General features: G+C 72.4%; 20 protein-coding genes. 9 read left to right on the top strand and 11 right to left on the bottom strand.

Features of this window, described 5'->3' with window-relative positions; all coding sequences use genetic code 11:
* The first annotated feature begins 16 nt into the window (after window positions 1-16).
* Entirely contained in the window at window positions 17-1,648 is a 1,632-nt protein-coding gene (locus BMW78_RS14365; protein ID WP_091761183.1) for an acyl-CoA carboxylase subunit beta, read from the top strand.
* Window positions 1,645-1,926, top strand: coding sequence for an acyl-CoA carboxylase epsilon subunit (locus tag BMW78_RS14360; RefSeq protein ID WP_245735871.1), 282 nt, complete (start codon window positions 1,645-1,647; stop codon window positions 1,924-1,926). Before BMW78_RS14365 ends, BMW78_RS14360 begins: the two co-directional genes overlap by 4 nt.
* A gap of 45 nt (window positions 1,927-1,971) precedes the next feature.
* On the opposite strand, the gene BMW78_RS14355 is transcribed toward BMW78_RS14360, so the two are convergent.
* Together BMW78_RS14355 and BMW78_RS14350 are read right to left on the bottom strand one after the other, a co-directional pair.
* A complete protein-coding gene (locus BMW78_RS14355) occupies window positions 1,972-2,892 on the bottom strand; it encodes a CoA transferase (protein WP_091761181.1) in 921 nt (306 codons plus the stop codon).
* On the bottom strand, window positions 2,889-3,575 hold the full coding sequence (locus BMW78_RS14350) for an MOSC domain-containing protein (RefSeq protein ID WP_091761180.1): 687 nt from the start codon (window positions 3,573-3,575) through the stop codon (window positions 2,889-2,891). Before BMW78_RS14350 ends, BMW78_RS14355 begins: the two co-directional genes overlap by 4 nt.
* Before the next feature lie 115 nt (window positions 3,576-3,690).
* Between BMW78_RS14350 and BMW78_RS14345 the strand changes: the two genes are divergently transcribed.
* Entirely contained in the window at window positions 3,691-5,391 is a 1,701-nt protein-coding gene (locus BMW78_RS14345; RefSeq protein WP_245735870.1) for a DUF885 domain-containing protein, read from the top strand.
* Between the two features lie 67 nt (window positions 5,392-5,458).
* Here BMW78_RS14345 and BMW78_RS14340 read toward each other — a convergent pair whose 3' ends face one another.
* The 3 genes from BMW78_RS14340 to BMW78_RS14330 form a co-directional block, all read right to left on the bottom strand.
* Window positions 5,459-6,190, bottom strand: a complete 732-nt coding sequence (locus tag BMW78_RS14340; RefSeq protein WP_091761177.1) for a DUF4386 domain-containing protein — start codon at window positions 6,188-6,190, stop codon at window positions 5,459-5,461.
* 110 nt (window positions 6,191-6,300) lie between these two features.
* Entirely contained in the window at window positions 6,301-7,590 is a 1,290-nt protein-coding gene (locus BMW78_RS14335; RefSeq protein WP_245735868.1) for a lipase family protein, read from the bottom strand.
* A 212-nt stretch (window positions 7,591-7,802) separates the two neighbouring features.
* On the bottom strand, window positions 7,803-8,156 hold the full coding sequence (locus BMW78_RS14330) for a DUF4267 domain-containing protein (protein ID WP_091761176.1): 354 nt from the start codon (window positions 8,154-8,156) through the stop codon (window positions 7,803-7,805).
* Window positions 8,157-8,349: 193 nt separating this feature from the next.
* Between BMW78_RS14330 and BMW78_RS14325 the strand changes: the two genes are divergently transcribed.
* Window positions 8,350-8,883, top strand: a complete 534-nt coding sequence (locus BMW78_RS14325; RefSeq protein WP_143056263.1) for a DUF6512 family protein — start codon at window positions 8,350-8,352, stop codon at window positions 8,881-8,883.
* A 15-nt stretch (window positions 8,884-8,898) separates the two neighbouring features.
* On the opposite strand, the gene BMW78_RS14320 is transcribed toward BMW78_RS14325, so the two are convergent.
* The 3 genes from BMW78_RS14320 to BMW78_RS14310 are packed head-to-tail and all read right to left on the bottom strand — an operon-like array spanning window position 8,899 to window position 15,210.
* Window positions 8,899-9,927, bottom strand: coding sequence for a dihydroorotate dehydrogenase-like protein (locus BMW78_RS14320; protein ID WP_091761173.1), 1,029 nt, complete (start codon window positions 9,925-9,927; stop codon window positions 8,899-8,901).
* The gene (nifJ, locus tag BMW78_RS14315; RefSeq protein WP_245735867.1) at window positions 9,927-13,502 is read right to left on the bottom strand and encodes a pyruvate:ferredoxin (flavodoxin) oxidoreductase; all 3,576 of its coding nucleotides are present in this window, start codon (window positions 13,500-13,502) and stop codon (window positions 9,927-9,929) included. The genes BMW78_RS14320 and nifJ overlap by 1 nt, the downstream gene beginning before the upstream one ends.
* Before the next feature lies 1 nt (window position 13,503).
* Complete coding sequence (locus BMW78_RS14310) at window positions 13,504-15,210, bottom strand: NAD(P)-binding protein (RefSeq protein ID WP_091761171.1); 1,707 nt, start codon at window positions 15,208-15,210, stop codon at window positions 13,504-13,506.
* A gap of 173 nt (window positions 15,211-15,383) precedes the next feature.
* Between BMW78_RS14310 and BMW78_RS14305 the strand changes: the two genes are divergently transcribed.
* Window positions 15,384-17,264: a Na+/H+ antiporter gene (locus tag BMW78_RS14305; protein ID WP_245735866.1), complete on the top strand. Its 1,881-nt coding sequence runs from the start codon at window positions 15,384-15,386 to the stop codon at window positions 17,262-17,264.
* On the opposite strand, the gene BMW78_RS14300 is transcribed toward BMW78_RS14305, so the two are convergent.
* Window positions 17,240-18,088, bottom strand: a complete 849-nt coding sequence (locus BMW78_RS14300; RefSeq protein WP_177180403.1) for an MBL fold metallo-hydrolase — start codon at window positions 18,086-18,088, stop codon at window positions 17,240-17,242. The genes BMW78_RS14305 and BMW78_RS14300 overlap by 25 nt on opposite strands.
* 124 nt (window positions 18,089-18,212) lie before the next feature.
* Between BMW78_RS14300 and BMW78_RS20495 the strand changes: the two genes are divergently transcribed.
* The 3 genes from BMW78_RS20495 to BMW78_RS14290 are packed head-to-tail and all read left to right on the top strand — an operon-like array spanning window position 18,213 to window position 19,333.
* Window positions 18,213-18,428, top strand: a complete 216-nt coding sequence (locus BMW78_RS20495; protein WP_143056262.1) for a hypothetical protein — start codon at window positions 18,213-18,215, stop codon at window positions 18,426-18,428.
* 27 nt (window positions 18,429-18,455) lie between these two features.
* Window positions 18,456-19,112, top strand: coding sequence for a Maf family protein (locus BMW78_RS14295; RefSeq protein ID WP_091761168.1), 657 nt, complete (start codon window positions 18,456-18,458; stop codon window positions 19,110-19,112).
* On the top strand, window positions 19,109-19,333 hold the full coding sequence (locus BMW78_RS14290; protein ID WP_091761166.1) for a hypothetical protein: 225 nt from the start codon (window positions 19,109-19,111) through the stop codon (window positions 19,331-19,333). Before BMW78_RS14295 ends, BMW78_RS14290 begins: the two co-directional genes overlap by 4 nt.
* Before the next feature lie 12 nt (window positions 19,334-19,345).
* On the opposite strand, the gene BMW78_RS14285 is transcribed toward BMW78_RS14290, so the two are convergent.
* Together BMW78_RS14285 and BMW78_RS14280 are read right to left on the bottom strand one after the other, a co-directional pair.
* The gene (locus BMW78_RS14285) at window positions 19,346-20,950 is read right to left on the bottom strand and encodes an acyl-CoA carboxylase subunit beta (RefSeq protein ID WP_091761164.1); all 1,605 of its coding nucleotides are present in this window, start codon (window positions 20,948-20,950) and stop codon (window positions 19,346-19,348) included.
* 44 nt (window positions 20,951-20,994) lie between these two features.
* Window positions 20,995-22,176, bottom strand: a complete 1,182-nt coding sequence (locus BMW78_RS14280) for an acyl-CoA dehydrogenase family protein (RefSeq protein WP_091761448.1) — start codon at window positions 22,174-22,176, stop codon at window positions 20,995-20,997.
* A gap of 122 nt (window positions 22,177-22,298) precedes the next feature.
* On the opposite strand from BMW78_RS14280, the gene BMW78_RS14275 reads away from it, so the two are divergent.
* The gene (locus BMW78_RS14275) at window positions 22,299-22,751 is read left to right on the top strand and encodes a MerR family transcriptional regulator (RefSeq protein ID WP_091761162.1); all 453 of its coding nucleotides are present in this window, start codon (window positions 22,299-22,301) and stop codon (window positions 22,749-22,751) included.
* Window positions 22,752-22,783 lie beyond the last annotated feature (32 nt).

The raw sequence follows: 22,783 nt of genomic DNA, 5'->3' as shown, positions 1-22,783 counted from the left end.
AGGCTAGGCTCCCGCCATGGCCCAGAGCACCGACTCCCTCGTCACCGGGGGCACCGAGGTCCCGTCCGACATCGACGTCCACACGACGGCCGGCAAGCTGGCCGACCTCAAGCGCCGGGTGGCGGAGGTCGCGCACGCCGGGTCCGAGCGGGCCGTCGAGAAGCAGCACGCCCGCGGCAAGAAGACGGCCCGCGAGCGCCTCGAGATGCTGCTCGACGAGGGCTCCTTCATCGAGATGGACAAGTACGCCCGGCACCGCTCCAACGCCTTCGGGCAGGACCAGCACCGGCCCTACGGTGACGGCGTGGTCACCGGCTACGGCACCGTCGAGGGCCGCACGGTGGCGGTGTTCGCGCAGGACTTCACCGTGTTCGGCGGCTCCCTCGGCGAGGTCTTCGGCGAGAAGATCGTCAAGGTCATGGACTTCGCCATGAAGGTCGGCTGCCCCGTCATCGGCCTCAACGACTCCGGCGGCGCCCGCATCCAGGAGGGCGTGGTCTCCCTCGGCCTCTACGGCGAGATCTTCCGCCGCAACGTGCACGCCTCCGGGGTCATCCCGCAGATCTCGCTGATCATGGGGCCGTGCGCCGGCGGGGCGGTCTACTCCCCCGCGGTCACCGACTTCACCGTGATGGTCGACCAGACCTCGCACATGTTCATCACCGGTCCCGACGTCATCAAGACCGTCACCGGTGAGGTCGTCTCCTTCGAGGACCTCGGCGGCGCGCGTGCCCACAACACCAAGTCCGGTGTGGCGCACTACATGGGCAGCGACGAGGAGGACGCCATCGAGTACGTCAAGGCGCTCCTGTCCTACCTGCCGTCGAACAACCTCGAGGAGCCGCCGGCCTGGGAGGTCGAGAACGACCTCACCGTCACCGACGAGGACCGCGAGCTCGACACCCTCATCCCCGACTCGCCGAACCAGCCCTACGACATGCACACGGTCATCGGGCACGTGCTCGACGACGGCGAGTTCCTCGAGGTGCAGCCGCTGTTCGCGCCGAACATCATCTGCGGCTTCGGCCGGGTGGAGGGGCACTCGGTCGGTGTCGTGGCGAACCAGCCGATGCAGTTCGCCGGCACGCTCGACATCGACGCCTCCGAGAAGGCCGCCCGCTTCGTGCGCACCTGCGACGCCTTCAACATCCCCGTGCTCACCTTCGTCGACGTGCCGGGCTTCCTGCCCGGCACCGACCAGGAGTGGGACGGCATCATCCGCCGCGGCGCGAAGCTCATCTACGCCTACGCCGAGGCGACCGTGCCGCTGGTCACGGTCATCACGCGCAAGGCCTACGGCGGCGCCTACGACGTCATGGGCTCCAAGCACCTCGGCGCCGACATCAACCTCGCCTGGCCGACCGCGCAGATCGCCGTCATGGGCGCCCAGGGCGCCGTCAACATCCTCTACCGCAAGCAGCTGGCCGAGGCGGCCGAGCGGGGCGAGAACGTCGACGAGGCCCGGGAGCGGTTCATCACCGAGTACGAGGACACCCTGGCCAACCCGTACGTCGCGGCGGAGCGCGGCTACATCGACACCGTCATCACGCCGTCGAACACCCGGATGAACGTCACGAAGGCGCTGCGGGCGCTGCGCAACAAGCGCGAGACCCTGCCGCCCAAGAAGCACGGGAACATCCCGCTGTGAGCGGCGACGGGAACCAGCCCGTGGACGGCTCGGCGGAGTCGCCCGACGTGCAGGAGTCGCGGGAGGAGCCACGGCGTCCCACGCTGCGGGTCGTGCGCGGTGCGCCCACGTCGGAGGAGGTGGCCGCGCTCGTAGCGGTGCTGAGCGCTGCCTCCGGTGGCGCTGGTGAGCCAGAGCCGCCGAGGCCCCCGTCGCGGTGGACCTCGCGGCCGCACGGCCCGCGCGGCCCGCTGCACCCGGGCCCGGGCGCCTGGCGCGCCTCGGCCCTCCCCCACTGAGCGGACCTCTCCGGCAACGCCTACGACACTGATCGCGCTGCGTGATCAGTGTCGTAGGTGTCCTAGCCGTTCACCCCGGCGCACCTCGGCCAGCGGGAGGTCGTGCTCGCGGCCCCATGCCTCCCACTCCGAGGCGGTCCGCGTCCCGAACACGCCTGCCAGGCGCTCCACGAGATCGCCCGCGTCGTCCGTCACCTCCAGCAGCTCGAGCAGCCGCGTGAGGAAGTGCGGCTCGAGGCAGGCCACGGCCACGTGGCCGTGCCGTGCGGCATACAGCCGGTATGCCGGGTGCCCGCCACCCAGCGCACCACCCGGGACGGTGAGGCCGTGGCGCAGCGGCGCCGCCATGGTCTCGGCGGCGTCGGAGAGCGCCACCTCGCAGCGGCTGCCTGTCCCCGTGGTCCCGCGGGCGAGCAGCGCCGCGAGCGCCTCGGTGACCGCACGTTCGGCGCCGGCGAGGTCGGCCAGCAGGACGACCGGCATACGGGGCTCGTCACCGGGGGCGCCGGAGCCCAGCAGCCCCAGCGCCGCCTGGTAGGTGAGGTCGTGGCCCGGCAGGTCGTCGGCCGGCGCCGGGTGACCCACCACCGCGACGTGGCACAACCCGGGGTGCCGGGCGTGCAGCGCCTCCCAGCCGAGACCGAGCCGCTCGAGCGCCCGGGCGCGGCTGGAGGTGATGAGCGCGTCGGCGGCTGCGAGCAGCTGTTCCAGCCGGTCGCGCCCGGCCGGGTCCTTCAGGTCGAGCCGCACCACCTGCTGCCCTGCCGAGAGCTCCTCGTACCAGGCCGGCGAGGCCGCCTCGAGCGGGTCGCCGTCGGGCGGCTCGACCTTGACCGCCTCCGCGCCCAGTGCGACGAGCCGGGCGACGGCCACCGGGCCCGGCACGTTGACCGCGGTGGAGAGGATCCGCACACCCGTCAGTGGACCGGCAGCGGGCTCGTCGGCGCAGGCCTCGTTCGCGGTCATCCGGCCAGCCCGGCCCGCGAGCGCTTGTCGTAGGTCTCCTGCAGCTCGGCGTGGTCGACCGCGTTCAGCACCCCTGCCTCGAGCACCCGCCGGGCCGCGTCGAGGTCGCCGGTGAACGCGCGGAACGCCACCCGCACGTCGATGCCGTGGTCGGGTCGCGAGAGCACCCGCACCGGGTCGCCGCGGCGCACCGTCCCCGGCACCACCACCGCGAGGTAGGCACCGGTGTTGCCGACCTCGGTGAACCGCTTCACCCAGCCCTTCTCGCCCATGCGGGAGGCGAACGTGCTGCACGGGATTCGCGGACCGGCGACCTCGAGCACGACCTCGTCGCCGACCTGCCAGCGCTCCCCCACGATCGCACCGTCGACCTCGAGCCCCGTGGTGGTGAGGTTCTCGCCGAACATCCCGTCGGGCAGCTCGCGGCCGAGCCGGTCCTGCCACGCGTCGAGCTCCTCGCGGGCGTAGGCGTAGACCGCCTGGAAGTCCCCGCCGTGGTGCCGCTGGTCGCCGACGAAGTCACCGACGAGCCCGCTGCCGAGGCCACCCTTCTTCGGGCCGGGGGCGCGCACCTCGACCTCGTCGACGGGACGCTTGCCGATGCCGGTGGGGATGGCCTTCTTCACCGGGTTCGGCTCGGACCGGCCGACGTTGAGCGAGTGGATGCGGGCGGAGGAGGACATGGGCGGCAGCGTATGCCGTGCGGCGCCCTGGCCGGCACTGCGTTTCAGGCCAGCGCCTTTGGGGCCACCGCTATTCGGTGGGACGGCCCCGGGCGGGCGGGGTAGGTTCGGCCGGGTGACCACTGACGCTTCCCAGACCGCCCGCCCCGAGTCCGACGTCGACCGCATCGCCGACCGGTTCCTCGAGGAGTTCGTGGCGCTGAGCCCCATCACCGCCACCTACCTCGGCATCGCCGGCCACGACGAGGACCTCGACGACTTCTCCCCGGCCGGTCACGAGGCGCAGGCGGAGCTGCGGCGCCGCACCCTGGCCGAGCTCGACCGCGTGACGCCGGTGGACGACATCGACCGGGTGACCATCGCCGCCATGCGTGAGCGGCTGGGCCTGGCCGAGGAGACCCACCAGGCCGGGCTCGACGAGATGGCGCTCAACGTGATCGCCTCCCCGCTGCAGGAGATCCGCGGCACCTTCGACCTCATGCCGACCGCCACCAACGAGGACTGGGGCGTCATCGCGCGCCGCCTGGCCAAGGTGCCCGCAGCCCTCGACCAGTGGGTCGAGAGCCTGAAGTCGGCGGCCGGCAAGGGCAACGTCGCGCCGCGGCGTCAGGTCGAGGCGTGCATCAAGCAGTGCGGCGACCTGACCGCCGACGACGGCTACTTCGCGAACCTGCTCTCCGGCGCCAAGGCGGGCGACGACGACCTCGCCGACCCGGTGCGTGAGGAGCTCGAGGCCGCGGTCGCCGGTGCCTCCGAGGCCTACCGCGCGCTGGGCGACCGCCTCCGCGCCGAGCTGCTCGACCAGGCCCCCGAGTCCGACGCCTGTGGCCGCGAGCGCTACCAGCTGCTCTCCCGCGCGTTCCTCGGCGCGGCGGTCGACCTGGAGGAGACCTACCGGTGGGGCCAGGAGGAGCTGGCCCGCATCACCGCCGAGATGGAGGCGGTGGCGGAGCGGATCAAGCCTGGTGCGACCGTCAAGGAGGCCATCGCCGCCCTCGACGCCGACCCGGCATACCAGCTGCACGGCACCGACGAGCTCAAGGCGTGGATGCAGACCAAGGCCGACGAGGCCATCACCAACCTCGCCGGCACCCACTTCGACATCCCCGACCCGGTGCGCACCATCGAGTGCCTCATCGCGCCCACGCAGACCGGCGGCATCTACTACACCGGCCCCAGCGAGGACTTCTCGCGGCCCGGCCGCATGTGGTGGTCGGTGCCCAAGGGCGTCACCGAGTTCGGCACCTGGCGCGAGCTGACGACCGTCTACCACGAGGGCGTCCCGGGCCACCACCTCCAGGTCGCGCAGACCGTCTTCCGCTCCGAGCTGCTCAACCGCTGGCGCCGCATGTTCGCCTGGACCTCCGGCCACGGCGAGGGCTGGGCGCTGTATGCCGAGCGGCTCATGGCCGACCTCGGCTACATGGACGACCCCGGCAACCGGATGGGCCTGCTCGACGGCCAGTCACTGCGTGCGGCCCGCGTGGTGCTCGACATCGGCGTGCACTGCGGCTTCGAGGCGCCGGAGGAGGTCGGCGGCGGGGAGTGGACCTACGACAAGGCGTGGCAGTTCCTCAGCGCGCACGCCAACATGGACGAGGCGTTCCTGCGCTTCGAGCTCGACCGCTACCTCGGCTGGCCCGGCCAGGCCCCGGCCTACAAGATCGGCGAGCGCCTCTGGATGGAGCTGCGCGACGAGGTGCAGCGCCGCGAGGGCGACGCCTTCGACATCAAGGCGTTCCACCGCCGCGCGCTCGACATCGGCGGCGTCGGCCTCGACACCCTGCGCGAGGCCGTCCTCGGCACGCTGGACTGACGCAGCACCCACGACGCAAGCGCCCCCGGGGACCACCCCGGGGGCGCTTGCGTTGTCACGGTCGGCCCTACGGCGTCGTCGCAGGCACGGCCGAGGGCGCGACGGAACGAGCCGTCGAGGCCGTGAACCCTCTGACGATCAGCCACACGGCCAGGACGAGCTCCTGGAGGCCGATCGGGATGTTGAGGACGGTCGTGACCGTCGAGAAGCCGAAGTCCTGGGTGAAGCCGGAGTGGATGGTGGCGACCACCATCAACGCGGCTCCGGCCAGGCCCCACACCGACAGCCATCTCGGAATGACCCGTGAGGCGTAGAGGACGTAGTAGTACAACAGGGCTCCGATGCCGAACGCGAGCAGTCCGACGAACCCCAGCGCCCAGTCCCGCACGGCAAGCAGGGCGTCCCCGGTGGCCTGCGACGAGGCGGCGGCACCCGCCGCCGGCGACTGCTGGCTCACGGTCAGCAGGGCGAGCAGGCTGAGGGTCCCGACCAGGACGAACACCCCCTCGACCACTCGGGCAGCGACAGACCCCAGGGCCAGGGCCGGGTTGTGCTCCCGAAGCACCGGGTACAGCCCTATGGCGATGGCCGCGCCGGTCGCCGCCCACACCAGCTCGATGAGCGCCGTGAGGACCACTCTGTCGTTGCTCACCGCCAGCTTGGCGAGGTAGCCGGGTCCGTCGAGGGTCGATCCCAACGGCACCGCGCTGAGAATACTCGCGGCTGAACAGGCGATGAACAGCACTCCGACCGCGATCGCGTTGCCTCTGTGGGTCGCGTTACCTCTGTATGACGTCATCCTTGTCGCCTCCACTGCCTGGGTGGTGGAGCACGTCGCCGAACGGACGCCCCACCCCACCACCTCACGCTAGGCCGCCCCCTCGGGGGCGGCAGTAGAGGCGGAGGCCCTCAGAGCAGTGCGCAGGTCGACACCGCAGGCACCCCGGCCACCCGGGCCTCGAGGAAGGCGTACTCCTCGGCGAAGCTCGGCACCACTCCCCCGACGTGCGTCGGGACGGCCGTGGTCGAGAACCGCACCGTGGCTCCACGCGCGCACCAGCGCTTCGCGAGGTCGCGGCCCACGGCATACGGGATGACGTCGTCGGCCAGCGCGTGGGTGACGAGCACGGGTGCCGCAGGGCGCCGCTCGCCGATGACGTTGTCGGCGAGCACCGAGCGCCACGGCTCCTCGTCGAAGTAGTCGGCCAGGCTCCGGCCGTCACGGGTCAGGGCGGTCGAGCGCACGAACGCGTGCCGGGGCAGCGAGTCGCCCACGCACTCGTCCTCGGCCTGGTGCACCCGGCGCAGCCCCTCCTCGTCGAGGAGCGAGGTGAGGTCGATGTCGTAGGCAGCGGCGAGGCCGCCGACGGCGTAGAGCGCGAACGCGGCATACGGACCCCCGTCGAGCGCCTTGCCCACCGCGGCGAGGTCGGCGGGCACAGCACCGGCGACGGCCCCGACCACGGGCAGCTCCGGCGCGTACGTCGGGGCCAGCTCGGCCGCGGCGGCCGCTGCACCTCCGCCCTGGGAGTAGCCGGCGAGCGCGACCGGGCCGTCGGCCGGCACCCCCGCCCCGGTCAGGCTGCGAGCCGCCCGCACGCTGTCGAGCACGGCGGCCGCCTGCGACCGGCGGGCCATGTAGGTGTGCACGCCCGGCGTGCCGAGGCCCTCGTAGTCGGTGACCGCCACGGCATACCCGCGGCTGAGCAGGCCCGAGAGGAAGGCCCCCTCGTACTCGCTGGCCGCGGAGAGCTGGCGCGACGGCGCGCAGCGGTCCGCCATGCCCTGCGTGCCCACCGCGAAGGCCACCAGTGGGCGGCTCCCGCTGCCCCGCCAGGGCGAGGAGGGCACCAGCACGCTGCCCGTGACCGCCACGGGCCTGCCGGACCGGTCGGTCGACGCGTACATCACCCGCGTGGCCGTGCCCGGTGCGCGCACGGTGCGGGCCGGGTCGAGGAAGAAGTCCATCGGCTCCGAGCGGAGCAGCCGGCCGGGCTGCGCCGGCACGCCGGCCGGTGGCTCGTAGAAGGCGGGCCGGTCGTCGCTGCCCGCCGCGGCCGGCAACGCGCCGGACGCCTGCGCGCTCGTGGCCAGCGCGCCAGTCCCCGCCACGACGAGCAGCGCCGTCACCAGCACGCGCGCCAGTCGGCTCCTGACGTGGGCGGCCCTGGCGTGGGCGGCCATGGTGGGTGCTCCCATGGTGGGGTCCTCCTCGGGTGGGGCGCGGGCCGTCCGGCGCCCTGACCAACGACGACCAGGCGGGCACGGCACGGCTGCGCCACCCTTCTTGACCGAGGCTTGACCTTCGCGGCATCCCGACCTGCGGGCGGCCGGGGGCTGTGGCACCCTCGGCCGAGCACGCGCCCACCGGGCCTGAGGGCCAGGCGAACGCGCCTCCCGCCCAGTCCCGGCTACTGGTTCGACGCGTAGGCGAGCGCGCCGGCGAACGCAGCCGAGGTGAGTGACCCGAGAACGCGCGCTCGCGCCGGGATGCCACGAGCGGCCGCAACCATCAGCGCGTCCGCGGCGTTCATGGCGGCGCTCATGGTCATCAGCCTCTGCCTGTTCTGAGTGCCTTCCAGGGCGAACAGCAGTGCGCCGAGGACGGCGGTGCGGGTGCCCCAGAGCCGCGTCATCGTCCGCACGCTCGCCTCGTCCGGCACGCCGTACATGCCCAGGAACAGCCGTGGGCTCAGGGTCGCTACTGCACCGAACGCGACGGATCCGGCCCCCACTGCCTTCTCGATGTCACCTGCACCAGCCATGAGCTTCTCCCCGTCTCGCCGTGAGCCGGCTCCGCGCCGCCTCTTGTTTCACGCTACGGATCCCCGCCGCGTCGGTCCATACGCTCACGGCCGGAGCTTTCCGGACAGGGGCGTCGTGGGTCAGGTCCGGGCCGCTGGACCCTTGGCCGCTGCGAACCGAGCACGGTGTCATGGTCGGGTGGACGCGGGTCCGATGAGCACGTGGTCCCTCCGACGGGTCGAGACCGTCGGCGCCGTCGCAGTCGTCGTGGCGGGGGTGCTGTGGCACTTCGTCTACGACTGGTCAGGTGGAAGCCCCTTGGTGGCAGCAGTCGCGCCTGCCAACGAGAGCGTGTGGGAGCACCTCAAGCTGGTGGTGGTCCCCGTGGGGGCTCTGGGACTGGTGGAGGCGAGGTGGGTGGCCGACCGTCCGAGGCTGTGGTGGGCAAAGTGTGTCGAGGTCGCGACCGCATGCACGGTCATCGTCGCGTTCTTCTACACCTACACCGGCGCGCTCGGGGTCCACAGCATCGTGGGCGTCGACATCCTGACCTTCGTCGGGGCGGTCGCCGGCGGCCAACTGCTGAGCTATCGCGTCATCAGCTCACCGAGAAGTGCACCCGTCCCTGTCGCCGTGTCGGTCACGGCGCTGGTCCTGTTGGTGTTCCTCTTCGCCGCGCTCACGTTCGTGCCACCACACCTACCCCTGTTCCAGGAGGCCGCCACCGGCGCCTACGGGCCCACCTGAGCAGCGGCTGGGCCACTACTGGTGCACACCGACCCGGAGGTCGCCGTACGTGCCGCGCGCCCGTTCCAGCGCGCTCACGTACCCCGCCCGCTCGTATGCCGTGGCGTCCACGCCGCGGGGCACGGCGAGCAGGCCGCGCACCTCGTCCAGCGACGTGAAGCCCTTGCGGGCCATCCACTCCTGCAGGCCGTCGAGCAGGACGCGCACGTGGTCGACGCCGTGGCGCATGAGGGCCGAGGCGGTCATCACGACGTCGGCGCCCGAGAGCAGGTACTTGACGACGTCGTCCCACTCGTCGACGCCGGTCGTGGCCGCGAGGGAGCACACGACGTGGCCGCGCAGGATGGCGATCCAAGTCCGCGGGAGCTGCGCGTCGGCCGGCCGGGACAGGCCAGTCGCGGGGTGCACTGCGAGGGTCTCGACGTCGATGTCGGGCTGCTGGAACCGGTTGAAGAGCACGAGCCCGTCGGCGCCGGCGTCGTCGAGCCGCAACGCCATCTGCCCGGGCGAGCTGAAGTGCGGGCTGAGCTTGACCGCCACCGGGATGGAGACGACCGAGCGCACCCGCTGCAGGATCGCGACGTGCGTCTCCTCGACCTCCCGGCCGGTCACGTGCGGGTCGCCCGGCACGAAGTAGACGTTGACCTCGATGGCGGCCGCGCCGGCCTCCTGCAGCGAGCGCGCGAAGTCCTCCCAGCCACCGGCCGTGCTCCCGTTGAGGCTGGCGATGACCGGCACGTCCACGACGCCGGCGGCCCGCTCGACGAGGTCGAGGTAGCGCTGGGGGCGACCCGGCAGCCCGCTGTACCCGGTGGGGAAGTACGTCAGCGCCTCGCTGAAGGCCTCCGAGCCACCCTCGGCGAGGGCGTCGTCGCGGTCCTGCTCCTTGCGCAGCTGCTCCTCGAAGAGCGACGGCAGCACCACGGCACCGATGCCCGCTGCGGCCAGCTTGCGGATCCCGTTGACACTGCGGGTCATCGGCGACGCCGAGGCGACGAGCGGGTTGCGCAGCCGCAGGCCGAGGTAGGTCGTGGAGAGGTCCATCAGGAGCTCCTTCGTGCATCGGCGGTGAACTGGCTGGCGCTGCGCGTCGCCATGTCCTCGTAGGTGGCCCAGCGCTGGTCGACCGCCTCCTGGGCCAGTGCCAGGAGGCGCTCGGCCTCGACCGGGTCGGTGTTGCGGAGCATGCGGTAGCGCAGCTCGCGGTAGACGTAGTCCTCCAGCGGGATCCGCGGCCGAGGCGAGTCGAGCTGGAACGGGTTGCGGCCGTGGGCGCGTGCGACCGGGTCGTAGCGGACGAGGGGCCAGTGGCCGCTGGCGACGGCGCGGTGCTGCTGGTCGAGCCCGTCCTTCATCTCGATGCCGTGGGCGATGCAGTGGCTGTATGCGATGACGAGCGAGGGTCCGTCGTAGGCCTCGGCCTCGCGGAAGGCGGTCAGCGTCTGCTGCGCGTCGGCCCCCATCGCCACGCGCGCGACGTAGACGTTGCCGTAGGCGATGGCCTGCAGGGCGAGGTCCTTCTTGGCCGCGGTCTTGCCGGCTGCGGCGAACTTGGCCACCGCGCCGAGCGGCGTCGCCTTCGACGACTGGCCTCCGGTGTTGGAGTAGACCTCGGTGTCGAGGACCAGGACGTTGACGTCTCGGCCGCTCGCGAGCACGTGGTCGAGGCCGCCCGAGCCGATGTCGTAGGCCCAGCCGTCACCGCCGACGATCCACACGCTGCGCCGCAGCAGGTGGTCGGCGACGCTGCGCAGGTCCTCCACCGCCGGGCGGCCGTCCTCGAGCGCGTCGAGCCGGCGCAGCAGCTCGGCGACCCGCTCCCGCTGCGCCCCGAGCTCGGACTCGCGCACCTGCGGGGCCCCCAGGATCGCGTCGACCAGCTCACTGCCCACCTCGTCGCGCAGCTCGGCCAGCCGCTCGCGGGCCAGGCGGGTGTGCAGGTCGGCGGCGAGGCGCAGCCCGAGGCCGAACTCGGCGTTGTCCTCGAAGAGCGAGTTCGACCAGGCGGGTCCGCGGCCGGCGGCGTTCTTGGTCCACGGCGTGGTCGGCAGGTTGCCGCCGTAGATGGACGAGCAGCCGGTGGCGTTGGCGACCGTGAGCCGCTCGCCGAAGAGCTGGGTCAGCAGCTTCAGGTAGGGCGTCTCGCCGCACCCGGCGCACGCCAGGGAGAACTCGAACAGCGGCTCCAGGAACTGGGTGCCGCGCACGGTGCCGAAGTCGACCCGCGAGCGGTCGTTGACCGGCAGCGTCTCGAAGAACGCGATGTTGGGGCGCTCCCGCTCGACCTGCTCGTCGGCGTCAGCGAGGTTGATCGCCTTGCGGCCGGTGCCGGTCAGCGGGCTCACCGGGCACGCCTCGACGCACAGCCCGCAGCCGGTGCAGTCCTCGACGTAGACCTGCAGCGAGTAGCGGGTCGACGGCAGGCCGACGGCGTCCAGGGGTGCGCTCTTGAACCCCTCCGGGGCGCCGGCCAGCTCGGTCTCGTCGCAGTACTTCGAACGGATCACGCTGTGCGGGCACACGAAGCTGCAGGTGCCGCACTGGATGCAGGTGTCGGGGTCCCACTCCGCCACCAGGTCGGAGATGCGCCGCTTCTCGTATGCCGTGGTGCCGCTGGGGAACGTGCCGTCCACCGGCAGCGCGCTCACCGGGAGGTCGTCACCGCGGCCGGCCATCATCGCGGCGGTCACCTCGCGGACGAAGAGCGGCGCGGACGCCGGGACGACGGGCGCGGGGAGCCGGCAGGAGGTCGGCACCGCGGGCACCGGCACCCGGTGCAGCGCGGCGACGGCGGCGTCGACGGCCTCCTCGTTGCGGCGGACGACCTCGCTCCCCCGCTTCCAGTACGTCTTGTGGATGGCGGCCTTCACCTGCTCGACGGCCCGGTCACGAGGCAGCACCCCCGAGATGGCGAAGAAGCAGGTCTGCAGCACCGTGTTGGTGCGGCCCGGCAGGCCGCAGTCCCGGGCGACCCGGTCGGCGTCGATCGCGTAGAGGCGCAGCCCCTTGTCGATGATCTGCTGCTGCACCGGCCCGGGCAGGGCGTCCCAGACCTCGGCGGGTGGCTGCGGGGCATTGAGCAGCAGGGTCGCGCCGTCGGCCGCCCGGGCCAGAACGTCGACCTTCTCGAGCAGTCCGAGGTGGTGGCAGCCGACGAAGCCGGCCCGCTGCACGAGGTAGGGCGCGCGGATCGGGTGGGGCCCGAAGCGCAGGTGCGAGACGGTCTGGCCGCCTGACTTCTTGGAGTCGTAGACGAAGTAGCCCTGGGCGTGCATCTGCGGGTCGGCGCCGAGGATCTTGATGGTGTTCTTGTTGGCCCCCACGGTGCCGTCGGAGCCGAGGCCGAAGAAGACCGCCCGCACGGTGTCGGCGTCCTCGATGTCGAGGTCGGCGTCGTAGTCGAGGCTGGTGCCGCTGACGTCGTCGACGATGCCCACCGTGAAGCGGCGCCGCGGCTCGGGCTTCGCGAGCTCCTCGAGCACGCCGGCCACCATGCCCGGCGTGAACTCCTTGGAGGACAGGCCGTAGCGACCACCGACCACCGCGGGCAGGTGTGCCAGGTCGCCACGCTGGTGCCCTTCGGCCAGGGCGGCCACGACGTCGAGGAAGAGCGGCTCGCCAGCCGAGCCGGGCTCCTTGGTGCGGTCGAGCACGGCCACGTGGGTCGCGGTCGGCGGCAGCGCCGCCGCCAGCTCGGCGGCCGGGAACGGCCGGTAGAGGCGCACCTGCACCACCCCGACGCGCTCTCCGCGGGCGACCAGGTGCTCGACCGTCTCGCGGGCGGTCTCGGCACCGGACCCCATGACCACGAGCACCCGCTCGGCCTCGGGGTGACCGGCATACTCCACCAGCGTGTAGGCCCGGCCGCAGTGCTCGGCGAGCTCGTCCATGACGGCCTGCACGATGCCCGGTGTCTCGGCGTAGAACGGGTTCACCGTCTCCCGGGCCTGGAAGTAGACGTCCGGGTTCTGCGCCGTGCCGCGCACGAACGGCCGCTCGGGGGTCAGGGCCCGCGAGCGGTGCTGCCGGACGAGCTCTTCCGGCACCAGCGCGCGCAGCACGTCGTCGGGCAGCAGCTCCACCGTGGTGAGCTCGTGGGAGGTGCGGAAGCCGTCGAAGAAGTGCACGAACGGCACCCGCGAGCGCATCGTCGCCGCGTGCGCGACCAGCGCCAGGTCGTGCGCCTCCTGCACCGACGACGAGGCCAGCATCGCGAAGCCGGTCTGGCGCACGGCCATGACGTCGGAGTGGTCGCCGAAGATCGACAGTCCCTGTGCGGCAAGGGACCTGGCGGCGACGTGGAACACCGTCGAGGTCAGCTCGCCGGCGATCTTGTACATGTTGGGCACCATGAGCAACAGGCCCTGCGACGCCGTGAACGTGGTGCTGAGCGCACCGCCCTGCAGCGCGCCGTGCAGGGCTCCGGCGGCACCACCCTCGCTCTGCATCTCCATGACGGTCGGCACGGTGCCCCACATGTTGGGCCGGTCACGCGACGACCACTCGTCGGCGAGCTCGGCCATCGGCGACGAGGGGGTGATCGGGTAGATCGCGCACAGCTCGCTCAGCCGGTAGGCCACGCTGACCGCGGCCTCGTTGCCGTCGATGGTGACGCGCACGTCAGCTCCCCTCGGTGGCGCCGAGGACGCCTCGGTCGCCCGCGGCATACGGGTCGGTGTCCGGGACGGCCGCGCTCTCCTCGGCCACCATCTCGATGGCGTGCACCGGGCACTGCCGGTAGCAGGTGCCGCAGCCGGTGCAGGCGGTGTAGTCGAAGCGGTAGCGGTGGCCGGTGCCCAGCTTGATGACCGCGTCCTCCGGGCACGCCCCGAGGCAGCCGTCGCACTCGAAGCAGTTGCCGCACGACAGGCACCGGCCCGCCTCGTAGGCGACCTCCTGCGGGGTGAGCCCGGCGGTCACCTCGACGAAGGCGTGCACCCGCTCGGCCGGGTCCAGCTCGGCCTGCTCGCGGCGGCTGTGGTCACCGAAGTACCAGAGGTTGAGCTTCCCGAAGTCGGCCATCGGGTGCTTCGGCGCGGGCGCGTGCTCCCGGCCTGCCAGCCAGGCGTCGATGCTGCGGGCCGCCTTCTTGCCGTGCCCCACACCGACCGTCACGGTCCGCTCACTCGGCACGGCGTCACCGCCCGCGAAGACACCGGCCGCGCCCGTCATGAGGGTCACGGGGTCGACCTGCACGGTGTCGCCGTCGAGCTGCACCCCGGGCACGGACCGCAGGAAGCCGGTGTCGCTCTCCTGTCCGACGGCGAGGATCACCGTGTCGGCGGCGAGCTTCTCGAAGTGGCCGGTGCCGTGCGGCCGGCCGTGCTCGTCGAGGGCCTGGACCTCGACGGTCAGCTCGTGCTCGTTCATCGAGCTGATGGTGCGCAGCCAGTTGATGCGGATGCCCTCGCGCTCGGCGTCGACCGCCTCTTCCTCGTGGGCCGGCATCTGGGCGCGGGTTCGGCGGTAGACGATGACGGTGTCCTCGGCGCCGAGCCGACGCGCGACGCGGGCGGCGTCCATGGCGGTGTTGCCGCCGCCGTAGACGGCCACGTGGCGGTTCGTGAGCGCGCCCTGCTCCCCCGACTCGACCTCGCGCAGGAACGAGACGGCGTCGATGACCCGGCTGGCGTCCTCGTTGGGGATGTCGACCCGCTTCGACAGGTGGGCGCCCACCGCCACGAACACCGCGTCGAAGCCTCCGTCGCGCATCTCGGCGGCGAGGTCGGTGACCCGGTGGTCCTGCTCGAAGACCACGCCCAGGGCGGCGATCCGCCCGATCTCGGCGTCGAGCACCTCCCGCGGCAACCGGTACGACGGGATGCCGTAGCGCATCATCCCGCCGGGGGCCGGGCCGTTGTCGCGCACGACGACCTCGTGCCCGAGACGGGCGAGGTGGTAGGCGGCCGAGAGCCCGCTGGGCCCGGAGCCGACGACCAGCACCCGGCGACCGGACGACCGCTCCGGCGGGGTGAGCTGCCAGCCGCGCTCGATGGCGAGGTCGCCGAGGAACCGCTCGACGCCGTGGATCGAGATGGCGCTGTCGAGCTCCGCGCGGTTGCACACGCGTTCGCACGGGTGGTAGCAGACGCGGCCGTGCACGGCGGGGAGCGGGTTGTCGGCGGTGAGCAGCCGCCAGGCGCCCTCGTGGTCCCCGGCCCGCACCAGGGCGAGCCAGCCCTGGATGTTCTCCCCGGCCGGACAGCCGGCGTTGCAGGGCGGCAGCAGGTCGACGTACACCGGGCGGCGCTCCCGCACCGGTCCGGACCGCAGCCGCCCGAGACCCAGCGGCGCCAGCGGGGTGAGGTCCCGGTCGCCTGTCGTCACGCGATCCCCTCCTGGTGAGGCGGGCTGCTCGCAGCCGCCTCGTCGACGTCCCCCCGATCGTCACCCGCGCCGCGCGTGCGCCTCTAGGGTCCTTCGTCACGGCGAGCCGGGGCAGGCGGCTCCACCTTCTGGCGGCCCACCTTCGGCGGGCGGTCCCCTGCGGGTTTGCGAGAATGACCGCCGTGCACCTCGCCCTGACGCTCCTCGCGGTGGTGGCGACCGTGACGGCAGTGGCGGGCCTCTCCCGCCGGCTCGGCCTGTCCGCGCCACTCGCCCTCATCGTCACCGGGGTCGTCGGCTCCTACCTGCCCTTCATCCCCGAGCCGCGGCTCAGCTCCGAGGTCGTGCTGGTCGGCCTGCTGCCGCCCCTGCTGTATGCCGCGGCGATCCGCACGTCGCTGGTGGACTTCCGCGCCAACAAGGCGGTGATCGGCTCGCTCTCCGTGGGCCTGGTGGTCTTCACCGCGCTCGGGGTCGGGGTGGTCGCGTGGTGGCTGCTGCCCATCCCCTTCGTCGTGGCGTTCGCGCTGGGGGCCGTGGTGGCGCCACCTGACGCCGTGGCCGCGACCGCGGTCGCTCGCCGAATCGGCCTTCCCCGCCGGCTGGTGACGATCCTCGAGGGCGAGTCGCTCGTCAACGACGCCACCGCCCTGGTCTCGCTGCGCACGGCCATCGCCGCCGTCTCGGCCACCGCGGCGGTCAGCTTCGGGTCGGTCGCCCTCGACTTCGGCTGGGCGGTGCTCGGCGGGGTCGCGTTCGGCCTGGCGGCCGCGGTGGTCGTCGGCACGGTGCGGCGCTTCGTCGAGGACCCCGTCATCGACACCTCGCTGTCGTTCATGACGCCGTTCCTGGCCTACCTGCCGGCCGAGGAGCTGCACTCCTCGGGCGTGCTCGCCGTCGTGGTCGCCGGGCTGCTGCTGAGCCACCGCTCCCCCGTGCTGCAGAGCGCGGCGTCCCGCACCAGCGAGCGCATCAACTGGGCCACGCTGCAGTTCCTGCTCGAGAACGCCGTCTTCCTGATGATCGGCCTGCAGATGCGCCGGATCGTCTCGGGGGTGGCGTCCTCCGACCTGGGCCTCGGCCTCATCGTCGGCGCCAGCGTGGCGGTCCTGCTGACGGTGATGCTGCTGCGGCCGGTGTGGGTCTTCCCCCTCTCGTGGCTGGCGCCGCGGATCGGTGGCACCACCGGGGGCCCGGTGCCGTGGCAGCACACGACCGTGCTGTCGTGGGCCGCCATGCGTGGGGTGGTGACCCTCGCCGCCGCCCTCGTGCTGCCCCTCAGCACGCCGCACCGCGACGTGCTGGTCTTCATCGCCATGGTGGTGACGGTCGGCACGCTGCTGGTGCAGGGACTCACGCTGCCGTGGGTCGCCCGACGCCTCGGCGTGCGAGGTCCCGACCTCCGCGAGGACGCCCTGGCCGAGGCCACGGTGCTCCAACAGGCGGTGGCCGCCGGGCTGAAGGTGCTCGACGCGGTGCCCGAGATCGACCACCACACCGCCGAGCGCCTGCGGCAGCGGGCCGAGGACCGCACCACCGCGGCCTGGGAACGGCTCGGCCGTGGCCGTGAGGACGAGAACGAGACGCCGAGCGAGGCCTACCGCCGGGCCCGCCTGCTCACCCTGGCCGCCGAGCGGGCCGAGCTGCTGCGCCTGCGCGACTCCGGGGCCGCCGACCACCACGTGCTCAGCACGGTCATGGTGCAGCTCGACATCGAGGAGTCGCTGCTCGAGCGGCTCGAGGACCGCTCCGAGGCCGTCCGCGACACCCCCCTGCACGCCCCGGAGTCACTGGCCGCCGCGTGCAAGCACCTCGAGAAGTACCGGCGCCCGGTGCAGCCGTTGACGCCGCGGGGCTGTCCCGACTGTGAGCGGGAGGGCCTGGTGCCGGTGCACCTGCGGCTGTGCCTGGTGTGCGGCAACGTCGGCTGCTGCGACTCCTCGGTCGGCCGGCACGCGGAGCGCCACTTCAAGGAGACGGGCCACCCGGTGATCCGCAGCTTCGAGCCCGGCGAGGCGTGGCGCTGGTGCTACGTCGACGAGGTGCTCGGCTGAGGCTCGCCGCCCGCGTCGAGCGCGGCATACCCGGCTGCGACCGCCAGGTCGAGGCCGTCCTGCTCCAGGGGCCACGCTCCGCCCGCCCGGCGGGCCTCCTCGACCGGCACGCCGGCGGCATACAGGTCGGCGATCCTCGACGCCACCTGCGCGAGCTCCGCCTGCTGCCCCACGACGAACGACCGGTCCACGGGTCGGCCGTGCCCGGGCACGACGACGTCCGAGGCGGTGAGCCGCCCCGCGAGCTCGGCGCAGGTGCCGGGCCACTCCAACGGGAAGCAGCCGGAGCCGTACATGGGTGGCCCCGACTCCTCGACGAGGTCGCCCACGAGCCAGGCCGATGCGTCGGGCACGTGGAGCACGATGTCGTTGTCGGTGTGGCCGCGCCCGAGGTGCAGCAGCTCGACGACCCGGCCACCGACGAGGAGCCGGTGGTGGTCGCCGACGAGCACCGTGGGCGGCGTGATGACGACCTCGGCCCACTCCTCCGCCGGTTCCTCGCCGCGGGCCACCCAGGCGGCCAGCATGGGCCGCTCGTAGGCGTCGAGGTGGGCGGGCACCCGCTCGTGGCCGTAGATCGGCACGCCCACGAAGCTCTGGTTGCCGAAGGAGTGGTCGAAGTGCGCGTGCGTGTTGACCACGGCCGTCACGGGGAGGGGCCCGAGGGCGCGCAGGTCGGTCCGGATCTCGTCGGCCTGGCGCGGCGACGAACGGGTGTCAACCACGAGCAGCCCGTCGCTGCCCCTGACCACGCAGACGCTGATGTCGAGGGGGTCGTAGCGCCGCTGGAACACCCCGTCGGCAACCTCCGCCCAGCCGCTCATGGAGCCACCGTAGGACAACGGCAGCCAGAGCGGGACCGAAGACCCGGGTGCCCTCCCCGCCGGGGTGACAGCCTGAGTGAAAGTCCTCCTGTGGTGGGGAGGGCGCACCCGGGAGGTGTCAGCCATGAGTGACGTCAACAGTGAGCGCATCCGCCACGAGGCACGTGAGTCGGTCGGCAACCGGCCACCGCGCGAGGGCGAGAGCCGGACCGAGGCGGCGATGCGGCGCTACCTCGGCGCCGAGATCTTCGACGAGCTGCACCGCCCGGAGAAGAAGGCGGAGGGCAAGGCGGCCAAGCCCGCCGCCGAGCCCGAGGAGGAGGCCGGCCCCGAGGGCTGACCGGACCGTCGTCGCTACGCTCGCCCCATGAGCGAGCGCCCCTCCCCCGTCCACGTCGTCCTGGCCTCGGCGTCCCCGGCCCGCAAGAAGCTGCTCCACGCCGCCGGGATCGAGCCCAGCATCATGGTGAGCGGCGTCGACGAGGACGCCGCCACCGCCCAGGCCGAGGAGACCTACGGCCCGCTCGAGCCCGCGGACCTCGCCCTCGTGCTCGCCCGGGCCAAGGCCGAGGACATCGCCCCCCAGTGCGACGAGGCGCTGGTCATCGGCTGCGACTCCATCCTCGAGCTCGACGGCGACGGCCACGGCAAGCCGCAGACCCCGGAGCAGGCCATCGAGCGGTGGCAGCTCATGCGGGGCCGGTCGGGGGTCCTGCACACGGGCCACTGGCTCATCGACACCCGCGAGGACGACGGCACCGGCGCCACGTTCGGGGCGACCGCGTCGACCACCGTGCACTTCGCCGCGATCGACGACGACGAGATCCGTGCCTACGTCGAGACCGGCGAGCCGCTCCGCGTCGCCGGCTCGTTCACCCTCGACGGGCTCGGGGCGCCCTTCGTCACCGGCATCGAGGGCGACCCGAGCAACGTCGTCGGCCTCAGCCTGCCGCTGCTGCGCGAGCTCCTCGGCGAGGTCGGCATCGCCTGGCACACCCTGCGCGCCCCCGGGATCCCGACGTGACCCACGGCGGTCCCCGCCTCGACGACGGGCGACGCGCCGGCGTCCTCACCGCGCTCGTGGGCCTGGGGTTCGCCGCGGTCGACGCCGCGACGCGTCCCGAGCCGGGCTCGCCCCGGCCCACCACGGTCGCGCGGCTGCGCCGCGCGGGACTGGTCGCCGCACCGTTCCTGGCGGGCGGCCACGTCCTGTTCTGGCGGGGCGTCCTCCCCCGCCGCCACTGACGCGCCTCTCCGTCAGACGGGCGGGATGTCGCGGCGCTTGGTGGCGAAGTGGCGGTCGCGCGCGCTGGCGTAGCGCAGCCGCAGCAGCAGCTCGGCCCGCAGCGCGTCGGCCTCGATGACCTGGTCGAGCACGAGGTCCGAGGCGAGCCGCTCGAGGTCGACGTCCTCCTCGTACTCGGCGCGCTTCTCCTGCACGAAGGCATCCCTCGCCTCGGCGCCCTGCTCGGCCTCGACCGCCGCGATCTTGTTGGCGTAGACGGCGTTCACGGCCGCCTCCGGGCCCATCACGGCGATGCGAGCGGTGGGCAGCGCGATGGTCGCGTCGGGCGCGAACCCCGGCCCGCCCATGGCGTAGAGCCCGGCGCCGTAGGCCTTGCGGACGATGACGCAGAACTGCGGCACGGTCGCCGACGACACCGCCGAGACCATCTTGGCGCCATGGCGGATGATGCCGCCGCGCTCGACCTCCGAGCCGATCATGAAGCCCGGCACGTCGGCGAGGTAGATGATCGGGATCGAGAAGGCGTCGCACAGCCAGATGAACCGGGCCGCCTTGTCGGCGCTGTCGGTGAAGAGCACGCCACCCTTGACGGCCGAGTTGTTGGCGATGACGCCGACGGTCTCCCCGGCCATGCGCCCGAGCCCTATGACGAGCTCGGCCGCGAATAGCGGCTTGATCTCGAAGAACGAGTCGTCGTCGAGCAGGCCGTCGATGACCTCGTGGATGTCGAAGGGTTGGCTCTCCCGCTCGGGCACGGTGTGCCGGGTGAGCGGCTCCGCCGGCTCCTCCGCGGCATACGACGGCAGGTCCGAGTGCCAGTTCTGCGGCATGTAGGAGAAGTAGAGCTTGGCCAGCTCGATCGCCTCGGTGTCGTCGGAGGCGAGCAGGTCGCCGACGCCGGAGACGGTGCAGTGCATGCGGGCGCCGCCCATCTCCTCGAGCGAGACCTTCTCTCCCACAACCATCTCCGCCATGCGCGGGCTGCCGAGGTACATCGAGGCGTTGCCCTCGACCATGATCACGATGTCGGTGAACGACGGGATGTAGGCACCACCGGCGGCACTCGGCCCGAACAGGCAGCAGATCTGCGGCACCTTGCCCGACAGCGCGACCTGGTTGTGGAAGATCCGCCCGGCGCCGCGGCGGCCGGGGAAGAGGTCGACCTGGTCGGTGATGCGGGCGCCGGCGGAGTCGACGAACCAGAAGAGCGGCAGCTCCTCGCGCAGCGCCGTCTCGGTCGCGCGGACGATCTTCTCGACGGTGCGTGCGCCCCACGACCCCGCTTTCACGGTGGGGTCGTTGGCCACGACGACCGCCGGGCGGCCGTCGACCGTGCCGCGGCCGGTGACCACGCCGTCGGCGGGCAGTCCGCTCGCCATCGCGTTGGCGTAGCGGCCGTCCTCGACGAACGACCCCTCGTCGAAGAGCAGCGCGATGCGCTCACGCACGAAGAGCTTGTTCTGCGAGTCCAGCTTCGCCTTCGCCTTCTCCGGCGGGACGTCGGAGGCGAGGTATGCCGCGGCGAGCCGCTCGCGGACGTCCGTCACCTTCGGGTCGACGCCGGAGTCGGAACCGGTCGCGAACGGGGCCTTCGAGCTCGAGGAGGTCACCGGCATACCCTCTCGCACGGTCATCTGTCGTCCTACCTTCGTCTCGGCGCTCACGCCGTCGGGAGGCCGAGGTTGCGGGCGATGACCATGCGCTGCACCTCGGAGGTGCCCTCGCCGATCTCGAGGATCTTGGCGTCGCGGTAGAAGCGGGCCACGGGGTACTCCTCCATGAAGCCGTTGCCGCCGAACACCTGGGTGGCGATGCGGGTCGCCGTCACGGCCGCCTCGGTGGAGTAGAGCTTGCAGATCGCGGCGGCCTGCTTGACCTCGGCGACCGAGCGGCGGCCCTTCTCGAGCTCGTCCTTGAGCCATGCCGCCTTGTAGGTGAGCTGGCGGGAGGCCTCGACCATGACGGCGAGGTCGGCGATCTGGAACGAGACGCCCTGGTTGACGCCGATCGGATTGCCGAACGCCTTGCGGGTCTTGGCGTAGGAGGTGGTCTCCTCGAGCATCCGCTGGCTCATGCCGACCGCGAGGGCGGAGATGGCGATGCGGCCGTCGTCGAGGGTCTTGAGGAACTGCTTGAAGCCGTTGCCCTCGGTGCCGAGCAGGTTGCCGACCGGGACACGGCAGTCCTGGAAGGTCAGGCCGTGGGTGTCGGAGGCGTGCCAGCCGAGCTTGTCGTAGGCCGGCTCGACCGTGAAGCCGGGGGTGCCGTTGGGGACCATGATCGCGCTGATCTGCGCCGACCCGTCGTCATTGGTGCCGGTGCGCGCGGTGACGGTGACGACCGAGGTGATGTCGGTGCCGGAGTTGGTGATGAACGCCTTGGCGCCGTTGACGACCCACTCGTCGCCGTCGCGCACGGCCTTGGTGCGGGTGGCCCCGGCGTCCGAGCCGGCGTCGGGCTCGGTCAGGCCGAAGCCGGCGAGGGCACGGCCGGCCACCAGGTCGGGCAGGAAGCGCTCCTTCTGCTCCTGGCTGCCGTAGGTGAGGATCGGGTTGATGCCCAGGCCGACGCCGGCCGACAGGGTGATGCCGATCGACTGGTCGACGCGTCCGAGCTCCTCGATGGCCACGCAGAGGCTGGTGAAGTCGCCGTCGTCGCCCATGCCGCCGAACTCCTCGGGCACGACGAGGCCGAACAGGCCGAGCTCGCCCATCTTGGGCACGAGGTCGACCGGGAAGTGGTGCTCGCGGTCCCACTGGGCGATGTGCGGGGCCACCTCGGCCTCGGCGAACTCCCGGACGACCTTGCGGAAGTCCTCGTGGTCCTTGCTCAGCTCGAACATCATCGTTCCCACTTCTGTTGGTGATCAGGGCCGGGGTGGTGGCTGTTGGTGATCGTGGCCGGAGGTGGTGGCCGCGCGGCGTTGCTTGACGTTGACGTAAACGTAAAGCAATGATGGGCGCCATGACAACCCCGACCCGGGAGCAGGAGCGCGCATCCAGTGCCCGCGACGGCGCCGAGCAGCGCGAGCGCACCTCGTCCGACCGGACCTGGACGATCCGCGAGATCGCCGACGAGTTCGGGGTCACCCACCGCACCGTGCGGCACTACGAGGACCTCGGCCTCATCTCCCCGGAGCGCCGCGGCACCACCCGCGTCTACCACCGCCGCGACCGCACCCGGCTGAACCTCATCCTTCGCGGGAAGCGCCTCGGGTTCCCCCTCGAGGAGATCCGCACGATCATCGACCTCTACGACCGGCCGCGCGGCAAGGCCAGCCAGCTCGAGTACGTGCTCGGCCAGATCGACGAGCGGCGTGAGGACCTCGAGCAGCGCCGTCGCGACATCGAGGACGCGCTCTCCGAGCTCGGCGAGTTCGAGCGCCGCTGCCGCGAGGACCTCGACCGCCTCGGCTGAGCCCCACCCCGTCCCAGCCCACGCCCAGCCCG

The sequence above is a fragment of the Pedococcus cremeus genome, from assembly GCF_900111375.1.
GTDB lineage: Bacteria > Actinomycetota > Actinomycetes > Actinomycetales > Dermatophilaceae > Pedococcus_A > Pedococcus_A cremeus.
Note: the sequence above shows the minus strand (reverse complement) of the source record. Positions and strands in the feature narration are given on the sequence as shown.

Coding starts and splice junctions, on each gene's coding strand:
- BMW78_RS14365 (WP_091761183.1), top strand. CDS start 17: ATGGCCCAGAGCACCGACTCCCTCGTCACCGGGGGCACCGAGGTCCCG.
- BMW78_RS14355 (WP_091761181.1), bottom strand. CDS start 2,892: ATGACCGCGAACGAGGCCTGCGCCGACGAGCCCGCTGCCGGTCCACTG.
- BMW78_RS14350 (WP_091761180.1), bottom strand. CDS start 3,575: ATGTCCTCCTCCGCCCGCATCCACTCGCTCAACGTCGGCCGGTCCGAG.
- BMW78_RS14340 (WP_091761177.1), bottom strand. CDS start 6,190: ATGACGTCATACAGAGGTAACGCGACCCACAGAGGCAACGCGATCGCG.
- BMW78_RS14335 (WP_245735868.1), bottom strand. CDS start 7,590: ATGGGAGCACCCACCATGGCCGCCCACGCCAGGGCCGCCCACGTCAGG.
- BMW78_RS14330 (WP_091761176.1), bottom strand. CDS start 8,156: ATGGCTGGTGCAGGTGACATCGAGAAGGCAGTGGGGGCCGGATCCGTC.
- BMW78_RS14325 (WP_143056263.1), top strand. CDS start 8,350: ATGAGCACGTGGTCCCTCCGACGGGTCGAGACCGTCGGCGCCGTCGCA.
- BMW78_RS14320 (WP_091761173.1), bottom strand. CDS start 9,927: ATGGACCTCTCCACGACCTACCTCGGCCTGCGGCTGCGCAACCCGCTC.
- BMW78_RS14305 (WP_245735866.1), top strand. CDS start 15,384: ATGACCGCCGTGCACCTCGCCCTGACGCTCCTCGCGGTGGTGGCGACC.
- BMW78_RS14300 (WP_177180403.1), bottom strand. CDS start 18,088: ATGAGCGGCTGGGCGGAGGTTGCCGACGGGGTGTTCCAGCGGCGCTAC.
- BMW78_RS20495 (WP_143056262.1), top strand. CDS start 18,213: ATGAGTGACGTCAACAGTGAGCGCATCCGCCACGAGGCACGTGAGTCG.
- BMW78_RS14295 (WP_091761168.1), top strand. CDS start 18,456: ATGAGCGAGCGCCCCTCCCCCGTCCACGTCGTCCTGGCCTCGGCGTCC.
- BMW78_RS14285 (WP_091761164.1), bottom strand. CDS start 20,950: ATGCCGGTGACCTCCTCGAGCTCGAAGGCCCCGTTCGCGACCGGTTCC.
- BMW78_RS14280 (WP_091761448.1), bottom strand. CDS start 22,176: ATGTTCGAGCTGAGCAAGGACCACGAGGACTTCCGCAAGGTCGTCCGG.
- BMW78_RS14275 (WP_091761162.1), top strand. CDS start 22,299: ATGACAACCCCGACCCGGGAGCAGGAGCGCGCATCCAGTGCCCGCGAC.